The sequence below is a fragment of the Desulfovibrio sp. genome, from assembly GCF_041907885.1.
Lineage (GTDB): Bacteria > Desulfobacterota > Desulfovibrionia > Desulfovibrionales > Desulfovibrionaceae > Desulfovibrio.
The window spans coordinates 256,850-272,213 of the sequence record NZ_JAYRGM010000001.1 but is presented as its reverse complement, the minus strand read 5'-3'; the positions used below and the strand labels follow the sequence as shown (position 1 = coordinate 272,213).

The 15,364-nt window shown below is 57.8% G+C and carries 9 protein-coding genes; 7 read left to right on the top strand and 2 right to left on the bottom strand.

Features of this window, described 5'->3' with window-relative positions; all coding sequences use genetic code 11:
* The first annotated feature begins 85 nt into the window (after positions 1–85).
* Genes ACE3NW_RS01105 through ybeY form a run of 3 tightly spaced genes read left to right on the top strand, consistent with a single transcriptional unit; the run spans position 86 to position 4,113 of the window.
* Entirely contained in the window at positions 86–1,084 is a 999-nt protein-coding gene (locus tag ACE3NW_RS01105; RefSeq protein ID WP_374279535.1) for a PhoH family protein, read from the top strand.
* A complete protein-coding gene (locus tag ACE3NW_RS01100; protein WP_374279534.1) occupies positions 1,050–3,647 on the top strand; it encodes an HD family phosphohydrolase in 2,598 nt (865 codons plus the stop codon). The genes ACE3NW_RS01105 and ACE3NW_RS01100 overlap by 35 nt, the downstream gene beginning before the upstream one ends.
* 4 nt (positions 3,648–3,651) lie before the next feature.
* A complete protein-coding gene (ybeY, locus tag ACE3NW_RS01095) occupies positions 3,652–4,113 on the top strand; it encodes an rRNA maturation RNase YbeY (protein ID WP_374279533.1) in 462 nt (153 codons plus the stop codon).
* Positions 4,114–4,128: 15 nt separating this feature from the next.
* Here ybeY and ACE3NW_RS01090 read toward each other — a convergent pair whose 3' ends face one another.
* On the bottom strand, positions 4,129–5,244 hold the full coding sequence (locus ACE3NW_RS01090; protein ID WP_374279532.1) for an HD domain-containing protein: 1,116 nt from the start codon (positions 5,242–5,244) through the stop codon (positions 4,129–4,131).
* On the opposite strand from ACE3NW_RS01090, the gene ACE3NW_RS01085 reads away from it, so the two are divergent.
* The 4 genes from ACE3NW_RS01085 (at position 5,243) to ACE3NW_RS01070 (ending at position 14,103) form a co-directional block, all read left to right on the top strand.
* Complete coding sequence (locus ACE3NW_RS01085) at positions 5,243–6,061, top strand: biotin--[acetyl-CoA-carboxylase] ligase (RefSeq protein WP_374279531.1); 819 nt, start codon at positions 5,243–5,245, stop codon at positions 6,059–6,061. The two genes, ACE3NW_RS01090 and ACE3NW_RS01085, sit on opposite strands and share 2 nt — an antisense overlap.
* A 132-nt stretch (positions 6,062–6,193) precedes the next feature.
* Positions 6,194–9,895 (top strand): pyruvate carboxylase, encoded by a 3,702-nt coding sequence (locus ACE3NW_RS01080; protein WP_374279530.1) that lies wholly within the window; start codon positions 6,194–6,196, stop codon positions 9,893–9,895.
* A 97-nt stretch (positions 9,896–9,992) separates the two neighbouring features.
* Entirely contained in the window at positions 9,993–13,568 is a 3,576-nt protein-coding gene (locus ACE3NW_RS01075) for a PEP/pyruvate-binding domain-containing protein (protein ID WP_374279529.1), read from the top strand.
* Positions 13,569–13,761: 193 nt separating this feature from the next.
* Positions 13,762–14,103: a pyrimidine dimer DNA glycosylase/endonuclease V gene (locus tag ACE3NW_RS01070; protein WP_374279528.1), complete on the top strand. Its 342-nt coding sequence runs from the start codon at positions 13,762–13,764 to the stop codon at positions 14,101–14,103.
* An 87-nt stretch (positions 14,104–14,190) separates the two neighbouring features.
* Here the strand turns inward: ACE3NW_RS01070 and ACE3NW_RS01065 are convergent, their stop codons facing one another.
* A complete protein-coding gene (locus ACE3NW_RS01065) occupies positions 14,191–15,342 on the bottom strand; it encodes an NAD(P)H-dependent flavin oxidoreductase (protein ID WP_374279527.1) in 1,152 nt (383 codons plus the stop codon).
* Positions 15,343–15,364: the final 22 nt, after the last annotated feature.

Here is a 15,364-nt window from a genome sequence, read left to right as displayed (position 1 = left end):
TATTTTGCAGCTTGCTGGTATGAAAATTATCCAGTTACCGAATCCACCAATGGACAGCCACACTGAAATAGGCTAGAGAGCGGCTATGGCAGTACATTCCTCCATGCTTGAGACCGTCGAATTCGACGATCCCGCCTTAGCCAACCAGCTGTTTGGCCCTCACAATGCGCATCTTGAGCTGCTGGCCGCAGCAAGCGGGGCCTCCATAGGCAGCCGTGGCGCCAGTATCCTTATTGAAAGCCCCGACATGAACGTGCGTCAGTTGCTGTGCAACGTGTTTGTGCAGCTCTACGAACTTTTGCGCGGTGGCATCACGCTCAGCCAGCAGGACATCAGCCGCAGCTACGACATGCTGCGAGCCGACCCCGGCCTGAATCTGGAAAAAATTTTCAAGGATGCGGTATTCGTCAATACCCCGCGCAAAACGGTTACGGCCCGCAATGTGGCCCAGCGCACCTATCTTGATCTGCTGCGCCGCAACGAGCTTGTATTTGCCGTGGGCCCCGCCGGTACGGGCAAAACGTATCTGGCCGTGGCCATGGCGCTTTCCATGTTTCAGCAGCACAGGGTCAAGCGCATAGTGCTGACGCGCCCTGCGGTGGAAGCAGGCGAACGTCTGGGTTTTTTACCCGGCGATCTGGCCGACAAGGTAAATCCCTATCTGCGCCCCCTGTATGATGCCCTGCACGACATGATGCCGCAGCCCAAGGTGGCATCCATGCTTGAGGTGGGATCCATTGAAGTAGCGCCGCTGGCCTTCATGCGCGGGCGCACGCTCAATGATGCCTTTATCATTCTGGATGAAGCGCAAAATACCACCCAGGAACAGATGAAGATGTTTCTTACCCGCATGGGCTTTGGCTCACGCATGGTCGTAACGGGCGATACCACCCAGATCGACCTGCCCATGCAGCCCGGCGGCCAGCGCCCTCGTTCTGGTCTCATCCATGCCCTTAATATTCTTGCCAAAGTTCCAACCATCGCCGTACACCACTTCTCCAAGGCTGACGTCGTGCGTCATCCCTTGGTGGGAGCTATTGTAAACGCCTATGATAATGCAGAAAAAAGCGGATCGTCCAGCTAGCATCCCGGCCCTCATCCACATGTTGCGCGCCCGGCACCACTGCGGTCTGGGGCTCTCGGCTCTGGTGCTCACCCTGCTGTTTATCGGTTTGCTGGCTGGGGCCAATTTTGAGGCCGTGCCGCGTGTATATGTGGCGGGGCAGGTGGCAGAAACGGACATCATTGCCGACCGCGATATTCTGATTGAAGATGTGCAGGCCACCAAGGCCCGCCGCAAGCAGGTGCAGCTGTTGCAGCCGCCTGTGTATGATCTGAGTCTTGAACCCTTTACGGCTTTTCAGAACCGTATTGTCGAAATACTGCGCAGCCTTAACAATGGTATAGATTACCATGCCGGGCACGATGGCCCGGTACACCGCCTGGTGGAAGAACTGACCCCGGCGGTGGCCGATGAAATTCTGCCCGAACTCGCCCAGCCCGAAGCGCAAACCTATCTGCTCAAGGTGCTGCTGCCCCAGATACGCGACCACATGTCCGAAGGCCTGGTGGGTGATATACGCTCTGCAAGGGTTGAGCGTTCGGGCGTTATTGTGCGCAATCTCGACACCAGCACCGAAATGCTGCGCCCAGACGTGGCGAATCTGCCCGATGTGCAGTCGTACCTTGCAGAAATTTCTGCCCAGATACGTCAGGTTGCCACACTCAATCCGCAATCGCGGCGCGCCATCAACATTCTGCTTTCTGCAACCATGCCCTCGTCGCTTACGCTGAACAGGGAATCGACCCAAAAGCGCAGCAATGCCGTCATGTCCATGGTTGAACCCGTGTACTATCAGATACAGAAGGGCGAAATTGTTTTGCGCAAGGGCGAGCGTGTAAGCCGTGAACAGCAGATCAAACTGCAAACGCTCTACAAATCTGCCTCTGATCCCATGCGCTGGGATATTGCCGCCGGGGCTTTTTTGTGCTCGCTGGTGCTCTCCATCGGTTTTTTTGTGGCCCCCAGCGGCAAGCCAGGCACGCCCCTGCGCTGCAAGGATATGCTGCTTATCTCGCTGCTTTTGCTGCTTTTCAGCATTGGGGCGAAGGCTGTTTACGTGCTGGGCATGCGCAACGACAGCCTCATGTTTCTCAACACGCTGGCGGTGGGATATCCCGTTGCCGGGGCAGTGGGGCTGGTGGCCATGGTTTTTGCGGCGCGGCGCTACTGCACCATGGCGCTCTTGCTATCATTCTTTACCATGCTCATGTTTCAGGCGCCGTTTTCGCTCTTTCTGCTGCATTTTCTTGGCGGCATGCTTGCCACATGGCTTGTAACAAATGCCCAGAGCCGCCAGGACGTGGTGTGGAGTATTGTACCTCTCACCATCGGGCAATCCATCATCTGGTTTGGCGCAACCCTGCTTGCCCACAGTGCGCCGGGTGTCATGCCCATGCAACTGCTGGCCGTGCTCGTCAACAGTGTACTTTCGCTCATTTTGCTGTTTGCCGTTAGCCCTGTGCTTGAAATTTCGTTTGGCTACAGCACGCGTTTCCGCCTCATGGAGCTCATGAGCCTTGAGCAGCCGCTCATGCAGGAGCTTATGGTTACCGTGCCCGGCACGTATCACCACTCGCTTGTGGTCGCCAACATGGTAGAGGCCGGAGCCAAGGCCATTGGCGCCAACAGCCTGCTGTGCAAGGTTGCGGCCCTGTACCACGACGTTGGCAAGCTTTCGTACCCCGAATACTTTATTGAAAACCAGTTTGGCGGCCCCAACAAGCACGACAAGCTGGCCCCCTCCATGAGCGCGCTCATTCTGCTCTCGCACGTCAAAAAGGGCACAGAGCTGGCCGAACGCTACAAGCTTGGACAGGATATTGCCGATATCATCAGCCAGCACCACGGCACACGGCTTATCCGTTATTTCTATCAGAAGGCCCTGAACCAGGGTGAAAAGCCGCGTGAATCTGACTTCAGCTATCTTGGCCCGCGCCCGCAAACCAAGGAAGCCGCCATCCTCATGCTGGCTGACTCGGTAGAGGCATCAAGCCGCACGCTCAGCGATCCCACGCCCGCGCGCATCAAGACGCACATTGATACCATCATCAAGGGCATTTTTTCAGAAGGCCAGCTGGACGAATCCGAGTTGACTTTCAAGGATCTGCATTTCCTGAGTGAGAATTTCCAGCGTATTCTTACCGGTATTTTCCACCAGCGCATAGCGTATCCCGATGCACGCATTGATGCCGCCAAAGCCGAAGGAAAGACCAACAGCAAAAATGGCAACGGCACGGCGGCGGCCTCTGCTCATGGAGCCACGGTGCTCACGCCTTCGGGACAGGGCAAAACATGCGGGGAAAAATCTTGCGCTGAAAAACTGGGCAATGACAAATCAGTGTCGGGTGCAACAAGGCCAGACGCATCTGCAACAGATAAAACGGGGGCTGAGCAGCTGCCTTCAGAAAAATCCGCAGGCGCGCCCGCCAATATGCCCGCAGATATGCCACATGACATGCCCGCAGACATGCCAACAGCCGAGCAGTCGTCGGCAATTAAATCTCTGCCCGGTGGTATGGCCAGTGCCAAACCCGGCGCGGTTTCGGCTGTGGTTTTGCATCCTGAAGGCAAGGGGCAGGCATAGCCCCATGCAGGCAAGCCCCAAGGCCCAGCCACCGGAAGCCATTAAAATCTTTGTCCGTTATTCTGCTGCCGCATGGCTGTTGCCACTCGACAGGCGCGAGCTCGGCGCGGCACTGTCTGCCATGCTTGCGGCCTGCGGCAAGGCTCATGTTCCCTGTACGCCTCCGGCTGTAGAGCTGCATCTGGTGGACGATGCGGCCATTGGCGTGGCAAACAGGCGTTGCCTTGGCTGCACGGGCCCAACGAATGTCCTTTCTTTTCCCGGCGGTAGCGACAGCCCCGGCACTCTTTTATTTTCGCTGGACACACTGCGCAGGGAGTGCCTGCTGTACGGGCAGGATTACGCAGAACATGCTTTGCGCCTGCTGGCGCACGGCATGGCCCATTTGTGCGGGCTTGATCATGGGGAACAGATGGATATGGCAAGCCAGATTTTTATGGATGCCGCCATGGAAGCTGTGGGCTGAAGCCGAGCAGGGTAGTCAGGCAGCCTGAATTTTGCGCAGAGCCGCCAGGGCCATGCACTGCATTTCTCGCAGCTTTCGGGCCGACTCCTCACCCCGGTTGTGCCATTCTTGCGGCAGCCGCACGGCGGTAATGGCCTCAAGGCTTGGGTAGGCCAACTCACTTATGGGCGAACCGCTGTCGGCATCTGCCAGCTTCCAGAAAGGCTGCGAAAGTCCAAGCTGGTTCACCCGCCAGAGCAGATCGCGGCGCGTACCCGCTCGCAGTGTGGCGAACATGCCCGCCTTCATGTGTTCTTCTGCCGCAAGTGCCCCAGCCCTTGCATACACTGCCGGCAGCCGCAGGCGCTTTGCCAGCTCAAGGGCAAGCGGCACACCACGGGCCTCGTGCCCGTAGTGGTGCGGCAGCAGGGCAGGGTCTGTACCGATTTTTCCGATGTCGTGGCAAAGGGCCATCCATACGGCCATGGCATCACCTGCCAGTTCATCCATAAGCCGCAGGCTGTGCCCCAGCACGCTGTTTGCATGCCACTGCCGGGGGCCAGCGGGAATGTGCCGTGCGCGCTCGTGTTCTTCAAACCAGGGCAGCAGGCAGCCCCCCTGGGCCAGCACCCGAAAAAACCGCGCAGGGCGCGGTGCTGCCAGAGCCTTGAGCATTTCACGCGCGACCCTTTCGGCGGGCAGGGCTGCCAGTTGTGCGGGCGTTGCGGCACGCATCTGTACAAATGCCTCGCGGTCGATGCGCCATTGGGGCCAGCGCGCGGCAAAGCGTGCCAGCCTGAAAATTCTGGTGGGGTCGTCGGCAAAGGCAGTGGGCGATGCTGGGCGCAAAAGGCTGCCGCGCAGATCTTCCAGCGCTTGCGGGTGCATGTGCAGCCGCCCGGCGCTGTCGAGCGCCATGGCATTGATGGTGAGGTCGCGCGCCTCAAAGTCTGAGGCAAGGGTTCCACCGCGCAGGGGCATGCACTCGCGCCCGTGCCACAGGCAGACATTCACGCTTTTGCCCACGCACACGGCATCGGGGTGTGCAGCCAGAAAATCGGCCATGCTTCCGTCAAAGGCAAAATCAAATTCTGTGGGCTTGCGCCCAAGCAAGAGGTCGCGCACCGCGCCGCCAACGAGGTAAAGTTCCATGCCAGTAGTATGCCACAGCCACCAGCCCGAGGGAAGCACTGCCGCTGGAGCTGACGAAAATTTTGTTCCGCGTATCTGGCGTTTCGGTCAGGTAGGCTCGTGCCTGGATACAGCTGCAAACCTGGCCGCCAGGGGTTGGCTTGAACCGTGGGACAGCGTGCAGGTGTACAGCCAGACAGCCGGACGCGGCCAGCTCAGGCGCCAATGGCATTCGCCCGTGGGCAATCTGTATGCGGCCCTGCGCCTGCCGCTCTGCGCCCCTTTTGACAGCACTGCGGCAGCGCCAGCTGTGGGCATGCTGCTGGCCGGGGCGCTGGCGCAGGAAGGCTGGCAGGTGCGGCTTAAGTGGCCCAATGACCTTGTGGTGTGCGGGGCGGGCAGCCAGCCGCAAAAGGTGGCGGGTATTTTGCTTGAAGAACGGGGTGGGGTGCTGCTGGCGGGCATAGGCATTAATGTTTGCTGGGCTCCACCCGCAGAACAGATGCGTGCGGATGCCGCCCTGGAGGCAACCTGCCTTGAAAATCTGCATAAATCGATCTCAATTGTGCATTATACGGCTGAAGCGCTGTGGCAAACCCTTGTAAAGCGCATGTTTTCAGCATATATTGGCTGCCACTCTTTTCCTGAGGGGTGGAGATCACGCGCGGAGTCTCTCTTGCTCTGGCGCGGCGAGAACGTGGAGCTGCGTGACGATGACCATATCGTGCGCGGCTGGCTGGCGGGCTTAGGAACGTCAGGCGGCCTGTGTCTTAACATCAACGGACGGCTTGAGGAATTCATTTGCGGTAGTCTCCGGCTGAGCCCTGCGCAAAAATGATGCGGGATCACGCTCATTTTGGCAGGTTAGGCATGGGGGCATCGCCGCCCAATGCGAAGCACGTGTGCGTGTTTTCGCCGTCTAACGCTGGTGCGTAGGCAGAAATGTACCGGTTGAAAAGGGCTGAAAGGCATGGCCAACAAGACATTCTCGGAAGTACAGGATTTTTTGAAGGGCAAGGTTATACTGGTTGCTAACCGTGGTATTCCGGCCCGTCGTATTTGTCGCTCGATCCGCGAACGTTTTGACGCGGTGGCGGCAATGACTGCGACTGATGTGGACAAAACGGCCCCTGCGGCCTCTACGGCGCAGGAACTGATGCTGCTGGGTACAGACCCCCGTGCGTATCTGGATATTGACCGCATTATCGACAAGGCCAAACAACGTGGCGTAGTCGGCATTCACCCCGGCTGGGGGTTTGCTTCCGAGGACACGCGCTTTCCGCAGCGCTGCAAAGAGGCGGGCATTACCTTTATCGGCGCAACCGCCGAGGCCATGAACCTGTTGGGCAACAAGGTTCAGGCTCGTGAAGTGGCCCGCAAGTTAGGCATTCCTGTTGTGCCCGGCTCTGAAGGAGCCGTGGATATTCCCACCGCCCGCAAGCTTATCAGCGAAATCGGGCTGCCCATCATGCTCAAGGCAGAGGGCGGCGGCGGCGGACGCGGCATTTTTGCCATTCACAACGAAGCCGATCTGGAAGATGCCTTTTTCAAGGCCTCTACCATGGCCCAGGCCTCGTTTGGCAACCCGCGCCTGTTTGTTGAAAAATTCCTTGATGGCGTGCGCCACATTGAAATTCAGGTCATTGCCGACATGTACGGCAACGTGTTCGCCTTTGACGAACGCGATTGCACCGTGCAGCGCAACCACCAGAAACTCATTGAAATCACGCCTTCGCCCTGGCCGGGTATGACCAAGAACCTGCGCGACAGGCTCAAGGATTATTCACGCCGCCTTGTGCGCGCCGTGGGCTACCATTCGCTTGCCACGGTCGAATTCCTCGTTACCCCCGATGGAACGCCCTATCTTATTGAAGTAAATACCCGTTTGCAGGTCGAGCACGGCATTACCGAATGCCGCTACGGCATCGACCTTGTGGAAGAGCAGATTGCCGTGGCCTTTGGCGCGGAACTGCGCTACCGCGAGGAAAGCCAGCGGCCTTCTTACTGGGCCATGCAGGTGCGCATCAACTGCGAAAACCCGCAGGATAACTTTGCTCCCAATTCTGGTCTCATTTCGCGCTATGTGTCGCCCGGCGGCCCTGGCGTGCGCCTTGATTCCAATATCAGCGCCGGTTACGAGTTTCCTGCCAACTACGACTCGGCGGGCGCACTGCTCATTTCGTATGCCACCGACTGGGAAAAGATACTCGGCATCACAGAACGTGCGCTGAGCGAATACGTGATTGGCGGCATCAAAACCACCATTCCTTTCTTCCGTCAGGTGATCAAGCACCCGCTGTTCAAGCAGGGCGACATCAATACCAACTTCATCGCCACGCATCCAGAGCTCATGATCTACACAGATCTTGCGCCTGAAGGCGAGCGCCTTGCCAAGCTGGTGGCCGAAATTTCGGCCAAGGGCTTTAACCCCTATGTGCAGCTTGGTGAATACCGTTCAAGCAGCACGCCATGTCTTGGCCCCTTTGAGCCGGTGTTGCCGCCCATAACCACGGCTGCACGCCGTCAGCCCTCGCCGTACCCGCAGGGCGACCGCATGGCTACGCTTGATTACATCCGCGATTCGGGCATGGTGCATTTTTCCGATACCACCACGCGCGATTTCACGCAGTCCAACTCTGGCAACAGGCTGCGCCTTGCCGAAGACAGGCTCATGGGCCCCTACCTTGACAATGCGGGATTTTTCTCGCTTGAAAACGGCGGTGGGGCGCACTTTCATGTGGCCATGCTGGCCAACATGACCTACCCCTTCACCGAAGCCAGGGAATGGAACCGTTTTGCGCCCAAAACGCTCAAGCAGCTGCTGGTGCGCTCTACCAACGTGCTTGGGTACACGCCCCAGCCGCGTAACCTCATGCTCAAAACCGGCGAGATGATCTGCGACCACTATCAGGTTGTGCGTTGTTTCGACTTTTTGAACCATGTGGAAAACATGCGCCCCATTGCCGAAGTGGTGATGAGCCGCAAGGACGTTATCTTCCAGCCCGCCATTTCCATGTCGTGGGCCAAGGGCTTTGACGTGCCGCACTATCTGGGTGTTACCGAAGCCATGCTGCGCATGGTGGGCGACATCATGGGTGCAACCCCCAAGGAAGCCTCGCGCAACATCATTCTGGGCCTCAAGGACATGGCAGGCGTTTGCCCGCCGCGCTTTATGGACGAACTGGTCAAGGCCCTGCGCAAAGCCTGGCCGGAGCTGGTGCTGCACTACCACAGGCATTACACCGATGGCCTGTTCGTGCCCTCGTGCGGTGCTGCCGCCAAGGCTGGCGCGCACATCATCGACGTGGGCCTGGGCTCTGCGGTGCGTTCTTACGGCCAGGGCGACGTGCTTGCCACCATGGCCTATATTGAAGACGAGCTGGGCCTCAAGTGCAGCCTCGATAAAAACGCCATCCGCGATGCAAACTTTGTCTGCAAGCAGATCATGCCTTATTACGACCGCTACTGCGCGCCGTACTTCCAGGGCATAGACTATGACGTGACGCGTCACGGCATGCCTGGCGGGGCCACTTCTTCTTCGCAGGAAGGAGCCATGAAGCAGGGCTACATTCACCTGTTGCCCTACATGCTCAAGTTCCTCGAAGGCACGCGCCAGATCGTGCGCTATCACGACGTAACCCCCGGTTCGCAGATCACCTGGAACACGGCCTTTTTGGCTGTTACCGGCGCGTGGAAGCGGGGCGGCGAAGACGAAGTGCGCTATCTGCTTGAAGTGCTGGGTCAGGTTACCCGCACCCCCGAAGCCGAACTTACCGACGAGATGCGCCGCGCGCGCCTGAACATCTATCAGGATTGCAACGACGCCTTCCGCAATCTGCTGCAAGGCAAGTTTGGCAAGCTGCCGCTCGGTTTTCCCGCCGACTGGGTTTACCAGAGCGCCTTTGGCTCTGACTGGAAGGGCGCCATGGCGGCCCGCACCGAAGATTCGCCCCTCGAATCGCTGGCAGAGGTCAATCTTGCCGCCGAGGAAAAGGCCTGCGCCGAAATACTCAAGCGCAAGCCCAACGACGAAGAGTTCGTGCTTTACCTCAACCACCCGGCTGATGCGCTCAAAACCATTCAGTTCAAGGCAAAGTTTGGCGACCCCAACAATCTGCCCCTGCACGTGTGGTTTGAAGGCCTGAAAGTGGGGCAGGACCTGTACTTTAACGACAGCAGCGGCAAGCCCCACCACCTGTTGCTGCTCAGCATCTCCAACCCCAACGATGCGGGCATCTCCATTTGCCGCTATGTGCTCGATTCTGAATTCATGAGCTGTGAGGTTCAGGTTCGCCAGCCCTCGGGCAATGGCGCAAAAAGCACGCTCATGGCTGATCCGGCCAACAAGATGCATGTGGCTGCGCCCAGCAATGGCGATTTGTGGGTCATGTATGTACACCCCGGCGATGTGGTCAAGGCGGGCGAAGAGCTCTTTAACGTGTCCATCATGAAGCAGGAAAAAGCCGTGCTGGCCCCTGTGGACGGCATGGTAAAACGCGTGCTCAAAACCGCTGATTTCAAAGAAAACAAGCAAATGGTTTCGGTCAGAGAAGGTGAGCTTATTGTTGAGCTGGGGCCTGTACCGCGTGTGTGCGGCAACGAGGCCTGCGGCCAGCCCATTCCTATGGATAACATTGCCTTCTGTCCCTACTGTGGAGCACGCGTTAGCTAATTAGCACGCACTGTGCTGGAATTTGTGGACAGTTCCTTCATGGCGATATACAATTTCCAAGGTCGTAAAGCTTCTGTTTCCCAAACCGGAGGAAGACATGTCTAAGAGTCCCGCCGCCAAACCTGCGCAGAACAAACCCAAGGTCAACGCGCCTGAGGCAGTTCACAAAAAATTGGTGCTCGACGGTGCCGAAATTGTGCAGATTGGTCCCGAAGCGGAGTTGCTTGTTGGTGGTAAGAACTACAACACTGCTCTGATCAGCCAGATTCAGGGCATTCAGGCGCCCCATTTCCGCGCCATTTCGTCCATTGCCTTTCATCATCTGCTTGATGAAACAAAGGTCAACGGGCGGGTGGTTCGTAGCGTCGTAGACCGTGAATACGGGCGCATTGACTGGAACGACCCGGAAATCAACCAGGATCCGGACTTCTTGCAGAAGTTCGTTCGTCAGCTTGGCAAGCAGATTCAGCAGGCCGCGCTGGCGGAGGGTGAGCAGTCGCACACAAAGCTGCGCACCTTTATAAACAATATAGTAGAAGGCTTCGCCACCTCGCCAGAGGGTATCGACCAGTTGCGCAAGCGCTCGGTTATGGTGCAGGCCGCCATTTTGTCGGTTGAGGTTCCCCAAGAGGTGGCCGAGGCTGTGCGCGGTGCGTACCGCGCCATCTGCCGCGAAAATGAAGACGACATGACCCCCGTGGCCGTGCGTTCTTCTGCTGCGGGCGAAGACTCGCGTAAAAAGGCTTTTGCCGGTCTTCAGGATACCTACCTTAATATGGTGGGCGAAGACAGGGTTGTGGAAGCCTACCACTGGGACTGCTCCTCTGCATACAATCTGCGTTCCATGACCTACCGCCGCGAGGCCATCCTCGATGCGCTGGCCAAGGCCGAAGAAACCGGCGATGAGAGCATTGCAGAAAACGCCAAGCTTGAGTGGGCCATTGAGCACACCTCGCTTTCTGTCTGCATGATGCAGATGATCAACCCTGTCATATCGGGTACGGCCTTCTCGGCTGATACCGCCACGGGCTGCCGTGGTACTGACCGCCGCGAGCTGGTCAGCATCGACGCCAGCTACGGCCTCGGCGAGGCAGTGGTGGGCGGCAAGGTTACCCCCGACAAGCTGTATGTCTTCCAGCGCGACGACGGTGGCGAAGTTGTCATCCGTCAGATGGGCTGCAAGGACATGAAGATCGTCTATGACGAACGGGGCGGAACCCGCGAGGTTGAAGTTTCGGAGCTTGAGGCTCTGCGCTGGGCGCTTTCGCTCAGCCAGGCCGAACGCGTTGCCCAGGGGGTGCGTGCTGTAAGCAAGGCTTACGGCGGCATCATCATGGATACGGAATTCTGCATCGACGCCAACGACAAGCTCTGGTTCGTGCAGGCGCGGCCCGAAACCCGCTGGAACGACGACCTTGAACTTCACCCGCACACCATCTTCATGCGCCGCCGCGAGGTGGACGCCAAGGCCGCAGCCGAAGCAGAAGTTCTGATTGAAGGCAACGGCGCTTCGCGTGGTGCTGGTCAGGGTACGGTGCGTTTTTTGCGCTCTGCCCTTGAACTAAACAAGATCGCCAAGGGCGACGTGCTGGCAGCCGAACGCACCGACCCGGACATGGTTCCCGGCATGCGTGTGGCCTCGGCCATTATGGCCGACGTGGGCGGTGACACCAGCCACGCCGCCATTACCTCGCGCGAGCTTGGTATTGCTGCGGTTATTGGTATTCAGCGTCTTGATGTGCTGCGTGCGCTCGACGGTGCGGAAGTGACCGTTGACGGTACGCGCGGTAAAATATATCGCGGCCTTTTGCCCCTGCACCTTGTGGGCGGCGAAATGGACCTCTCCAAGCTGCCTGCCACCAAAACCAAGGTGGGCCTTGTGCTGGCCGACGTGGGCCAGGCGCTGTTCCTCTCGCGGCTGCGCAACTTTGCGCAGTTTGAGGTGGGTCTGCTGCGTGCGGAATTCATGCTGGGCAACATCAGCATTCATCCGCAGGCTCTTGAGGCCTTTGACAGCGGCGAACTGGAAAATGTGGTTCACAACAAGCTTAAAGAGCTTGAAGACCGCCTTTCCAAGGTACTGCGCGAGCAGATGGCCGCCGGTCTTATTGTGTTCAACTTCAATCTGCGTGAATACGTGGGTGAAGTTACGGGCCTTGCTGCCGAAGTTGAAGCCTTTGCAGAATCAAGCAAAAGCCTCAATGCAGAAGACGTGCTGTTGCAGCACCGTAAAATGCGCGAGCTTGATCACAAGATCGACCAGCACCTTGAAATGGCCTCGCGCCGTATTGAAGTGCTCAAGACCTCCAATGATCTGGCCGACCATGTGCGCATCATCATGGGCTACGACGACGCCCTGGCCCTGCTGAACTCGGCTGACCCCGAAGCTGGCAAGCGTGCGGCTGAAATTGAAGCCTGCGTTGATGAACAGGTACGCCGCATCCGCGAGCTGCCCGCTGTCACCAAGCTGCTTGAGAATATCAACCGCCTGCGTGAAGAAGTGAGCCTGCGTTCTGGTCTGAAAAAAGAAATGGACGACCTGCGCAACCTTACGGACAAAATCCGGGGCATGATCAAGGCCCGTGGTTTCCGTACCGGTAAGGAACACTACGTCCAGACCCTGGCCCAGAACCTTGCGCTCTTTGCCATGGCCTTCTACGGCAAGCCCATCACCTACCGCACCACCGACTTCAAGAGCAACGAATACCGCAATCTGCTTGGCGGCAGCCTCTTTGAACATATGGAAGACAACCCCATGCTTGGCTATCGCGGCGTTTCGCGCAATATCCACGACTGGGAAATTGAAGCCTTCAAGCTGGCACGCGGTGTTTACGGCGGCTCCAATCTGCGCATGATGCTGCCCTTTGTGCGCACCCTGGAAGAAGCCCGCTCCATGCGCAGCTACCTTGAGCAGGTTCACAAGCTCAAGAGCGGTCAGGACGGCCTGAAGATCATCCTCATGTCCGAGCTGCCTTCCAACGCCATTCTGGCCAAGCAGTTCATTACGGAATTCGATGGTTTCTCCATCGGCTCCAACGACATGACCCAGATGGTGCTGGCAACCGACCGCGACAACGCGCGTTTGTCGCACATCTACGACGAAGAAGATCCGGCAGTTGTGTGGGCCATTCTGGTCAGTATCTTTACTGGTCAGAAGTACGCCAAAAAGGTTGGTTTCTGCGGTCAGGGCGTATCCAACAGCATTATCCTGCGCGGTCTGGTGGCCATTGCCGGCATCACCTCCGCCTCGGTTGTGCCCGACACGTACTACCAGACTGTGTTCGACATCGCCGCCGTGGAAGCGGAGAGCCATTCTGCCTCTGATCTTGGCAAATGGCTTGCCGCACAGCACCACAAGCGCCTTGCCGACCTGATGGAAAAAACCGGTTACGGTCATATCCTCAAGAAGTACAAGGAACCCCAGGATATTCAGGAATGGTACGAAGGCGAGTTGCAGCGTCGGCACGAGCAGTTCCGCGAGCACCTCGACACGCCCAAGGAAGGTTTCTACCGTTCCGAACTCCAGAGCTTCCGTTCCACCTTCCACAAGCCTGTGATCTACGCCACCTGGAACTGGGACGAAACGGTGGAGGATGCCCTGCATCACTCTGGTTTCCAGAACTTCGAGGAACAGGCCAAGGCCCTCGAATACTCCCGCACGGTCAACGACTAGTTTAGCTGGTCGAACCCCGCTGATTACTCAAGGCCCGGATCTTCGGATTCGGGCCTTTCAATTTGCCCGGCCAACGGCCACGTGTTATTCTGCCCCCAGGTGTTCACGAACAGTTGAGCACCGCAGGGTAGGGTTGCGAAGCCCCTTTTTTGTCCGACAAACATTGCCTTCATTCAAATACGGGAAGAAAGCCATGCGCATGTGGATGTTGCCCCCGGCGGGCATGTGCCGCAAACATCTGTTGGGTGAGCACGTTGAACTGCATATGCTGCTGGGCAGTTTGCGGCGTGCAAAAAACATTGAGGGTTTTCTTACCGGCGGGCTGGTTGATCCTTCGCAACTTTTTGCCAGACACGAAGAACTGGTCGGTGAGATGACCCGCAGGGGATTCAAGCACAGCTCCCCCATTGATGCACAGGAGTGTACCGCGCTTGCAGCTGGCTATTCTGGCCGCGCGATCATCAATACCGCCGCCAATGCGCACGACCTTTGCAAACGTTGCCCCGATTGCGCGGCCCTCATGGCTGCAAAATAGTACGGCTAATCTTGAATTCTCAACCACACAAAAAGCCGGGCCTGGAAAATCCAGACCCGGCTTCTACAGTTACGGAAGAGGAGCAGCTTACTTGGAGTTCAGGTTCAGCCTGCTCTGCATCTGCTGCACGCTCTTGCTCAACGAAACCATGGCTTCATCAAACTCTTTTTGCAGGCTGTCCATCAGCTCGTGTACAGAGATGATCTTGTTCACGCGGGCCACGTTGGCCCCGCAAAAGGCAAAGCCCCGTTCCAGGTTGCCCTTCATGGCATTGATAAGCGCCTGGGCGATGCAATAGGGCGTTTTTTCCTGCTCGCAGGTGTGTACGCAGTGGAACACGCACTTGAAAGGCTTTTTCTTGCCTTCGCGCGAGGCGGTGATGAATTCGTTGCCAAGGGCGCGTCCAGGCATGCCCACCGGGCTTTTGATAATGGTGATGTCTTCATCACGCGCCGAAAGGTAGCTCTGCTTGAAGCGGTCGTCGGCATCGCATTCGTGGGTGGCCACAAAGCGGGTTCCCATCTGCACGCCCGAAGCGCCCAGTTCCAGAAACTTCATGATATCGGCGCCGGTGTACACGCCACCAGCGGCAATAACAGGCACGGCGCGACCACACTTGTCTTCCATGGCCTTGGCGGCATCAACCACTTGCGGAACCAGGGTTTCAAGCGAGTGGTTGGGGTCTTGCAGCTCTTCGGCCTTAAAGCCTAGGTGGCCGCCAGCCTTGGGGCCTTCGACCACAAAGGCATCGGGCGTGTAGCCAAAGCGCGATGCCCATTTTTTGGCGATTACCGTGGCGGCTCTGGCAGAAGAAACAATGGGAACCAGCTTGGTTTTAAATTCTTCCTTCTTTTCTTCGCACAGTTGCAGCAGATGATGCGGCATGTCGAGAGGAAGGCCAGCGCCAGAAAAAATGATGTCGGCCTTGCTTTCAATGGCAGTGCGCACCATCTGGCTGAAGGTGGTAAGCGCAACCATAAGATTGACGCCGATGATACCGTTGCTGAGTTCGCGGGCTTTGAGTATTTCATTGCGCAGTGCGCGCAGATTGGCGGTAAGGGGATCCTTGGCCACGTCAGGCTCTCTCATGCCTATCATGGCCCCGGCGATAACGCCGATGCCGCCCTGATTGGCAACAGCCGACGCCAAGCCGGAAAGAGAAATACCCACGCCCATGCCGCCCTGTACCACGGGAATTTTGGCCGTGAGATTACCTATCTTGAGTTCGGGAAGAGACATTGCAAGACCTCCGTCCTGTCCG

What these genes read in the sequence shown, in the direction of transcription:
- ACE3NW_RS01105 (WP_374279535.1), top strand. Translation starts at nt 86, where the DNA reads ATGGCAGTACATTCCTCCATGCTTGAGACCGTCGAATTCGACGATCCC.
- ACE3NW_RS01100 (WP_374279534.1), top strand. Translation starts at nt 1,050, where the DNA reads ATGATAATGCAGAAAAAAGCGGATCGTCCAGCTAGCATCCCGGCCCTC.
- ybeY (WP_374279533.1), top strand. Translation starts at nt 3,652, where the DNA reads ATGCAGGCAAGCCCCAAGGCCCAGCCACCGGAAGCCATTAAAATCTTT.
- ACE3NW_RS01085 (WP_374279531.1), top strand. Translation starts at nt 5,243, where the DNA reads ATGCCAGTAGTATGCCACAGCCACCAGCCCGAGGGAAGCACTGCCGCT.
- ACE3NW_RS01090 (WP_374279532.1), bottom strand. Translation starts at nt 5,244, where the DNA reads ATGGAACTTTACCTCGTTGGCGGCGCGGTGCGCGACCTCTTGCTTGGG.
- ACE3NW_RS01080 (WP_374279530.1), top strand. Translation starts at nt 6,194, where the DNA reads ATGGCCAACAAGACATTCTCGGAAGTACAGGATTTTTTGAAGGGCAAG.
- ACE3NW_RS01075 (WP_374279529.1), top strand. Translation starts at nt 9,993, where the DNA reads ATGTCTAAGAGTCCCGCCGCCAAACCTGCGCAGAACAAACCCAAGGTC.
- ACE3NW_RS01070 (WP_374279528.1), top strand. Translation starts at nt 13,762, where the DNA reads ATGCGCATGTGGATGTTGCCCCCGGCGGGCATGTGCCGCAAACATCTG.
- ACE3NW_RS01065 (WP_374279527.1), bottom strand. Translation starts at nt 15,342, where the DNA reads ATGTCTCTTCCCGAACTCAAGATAGGTAATCTCACGGCCAAAATTCCC.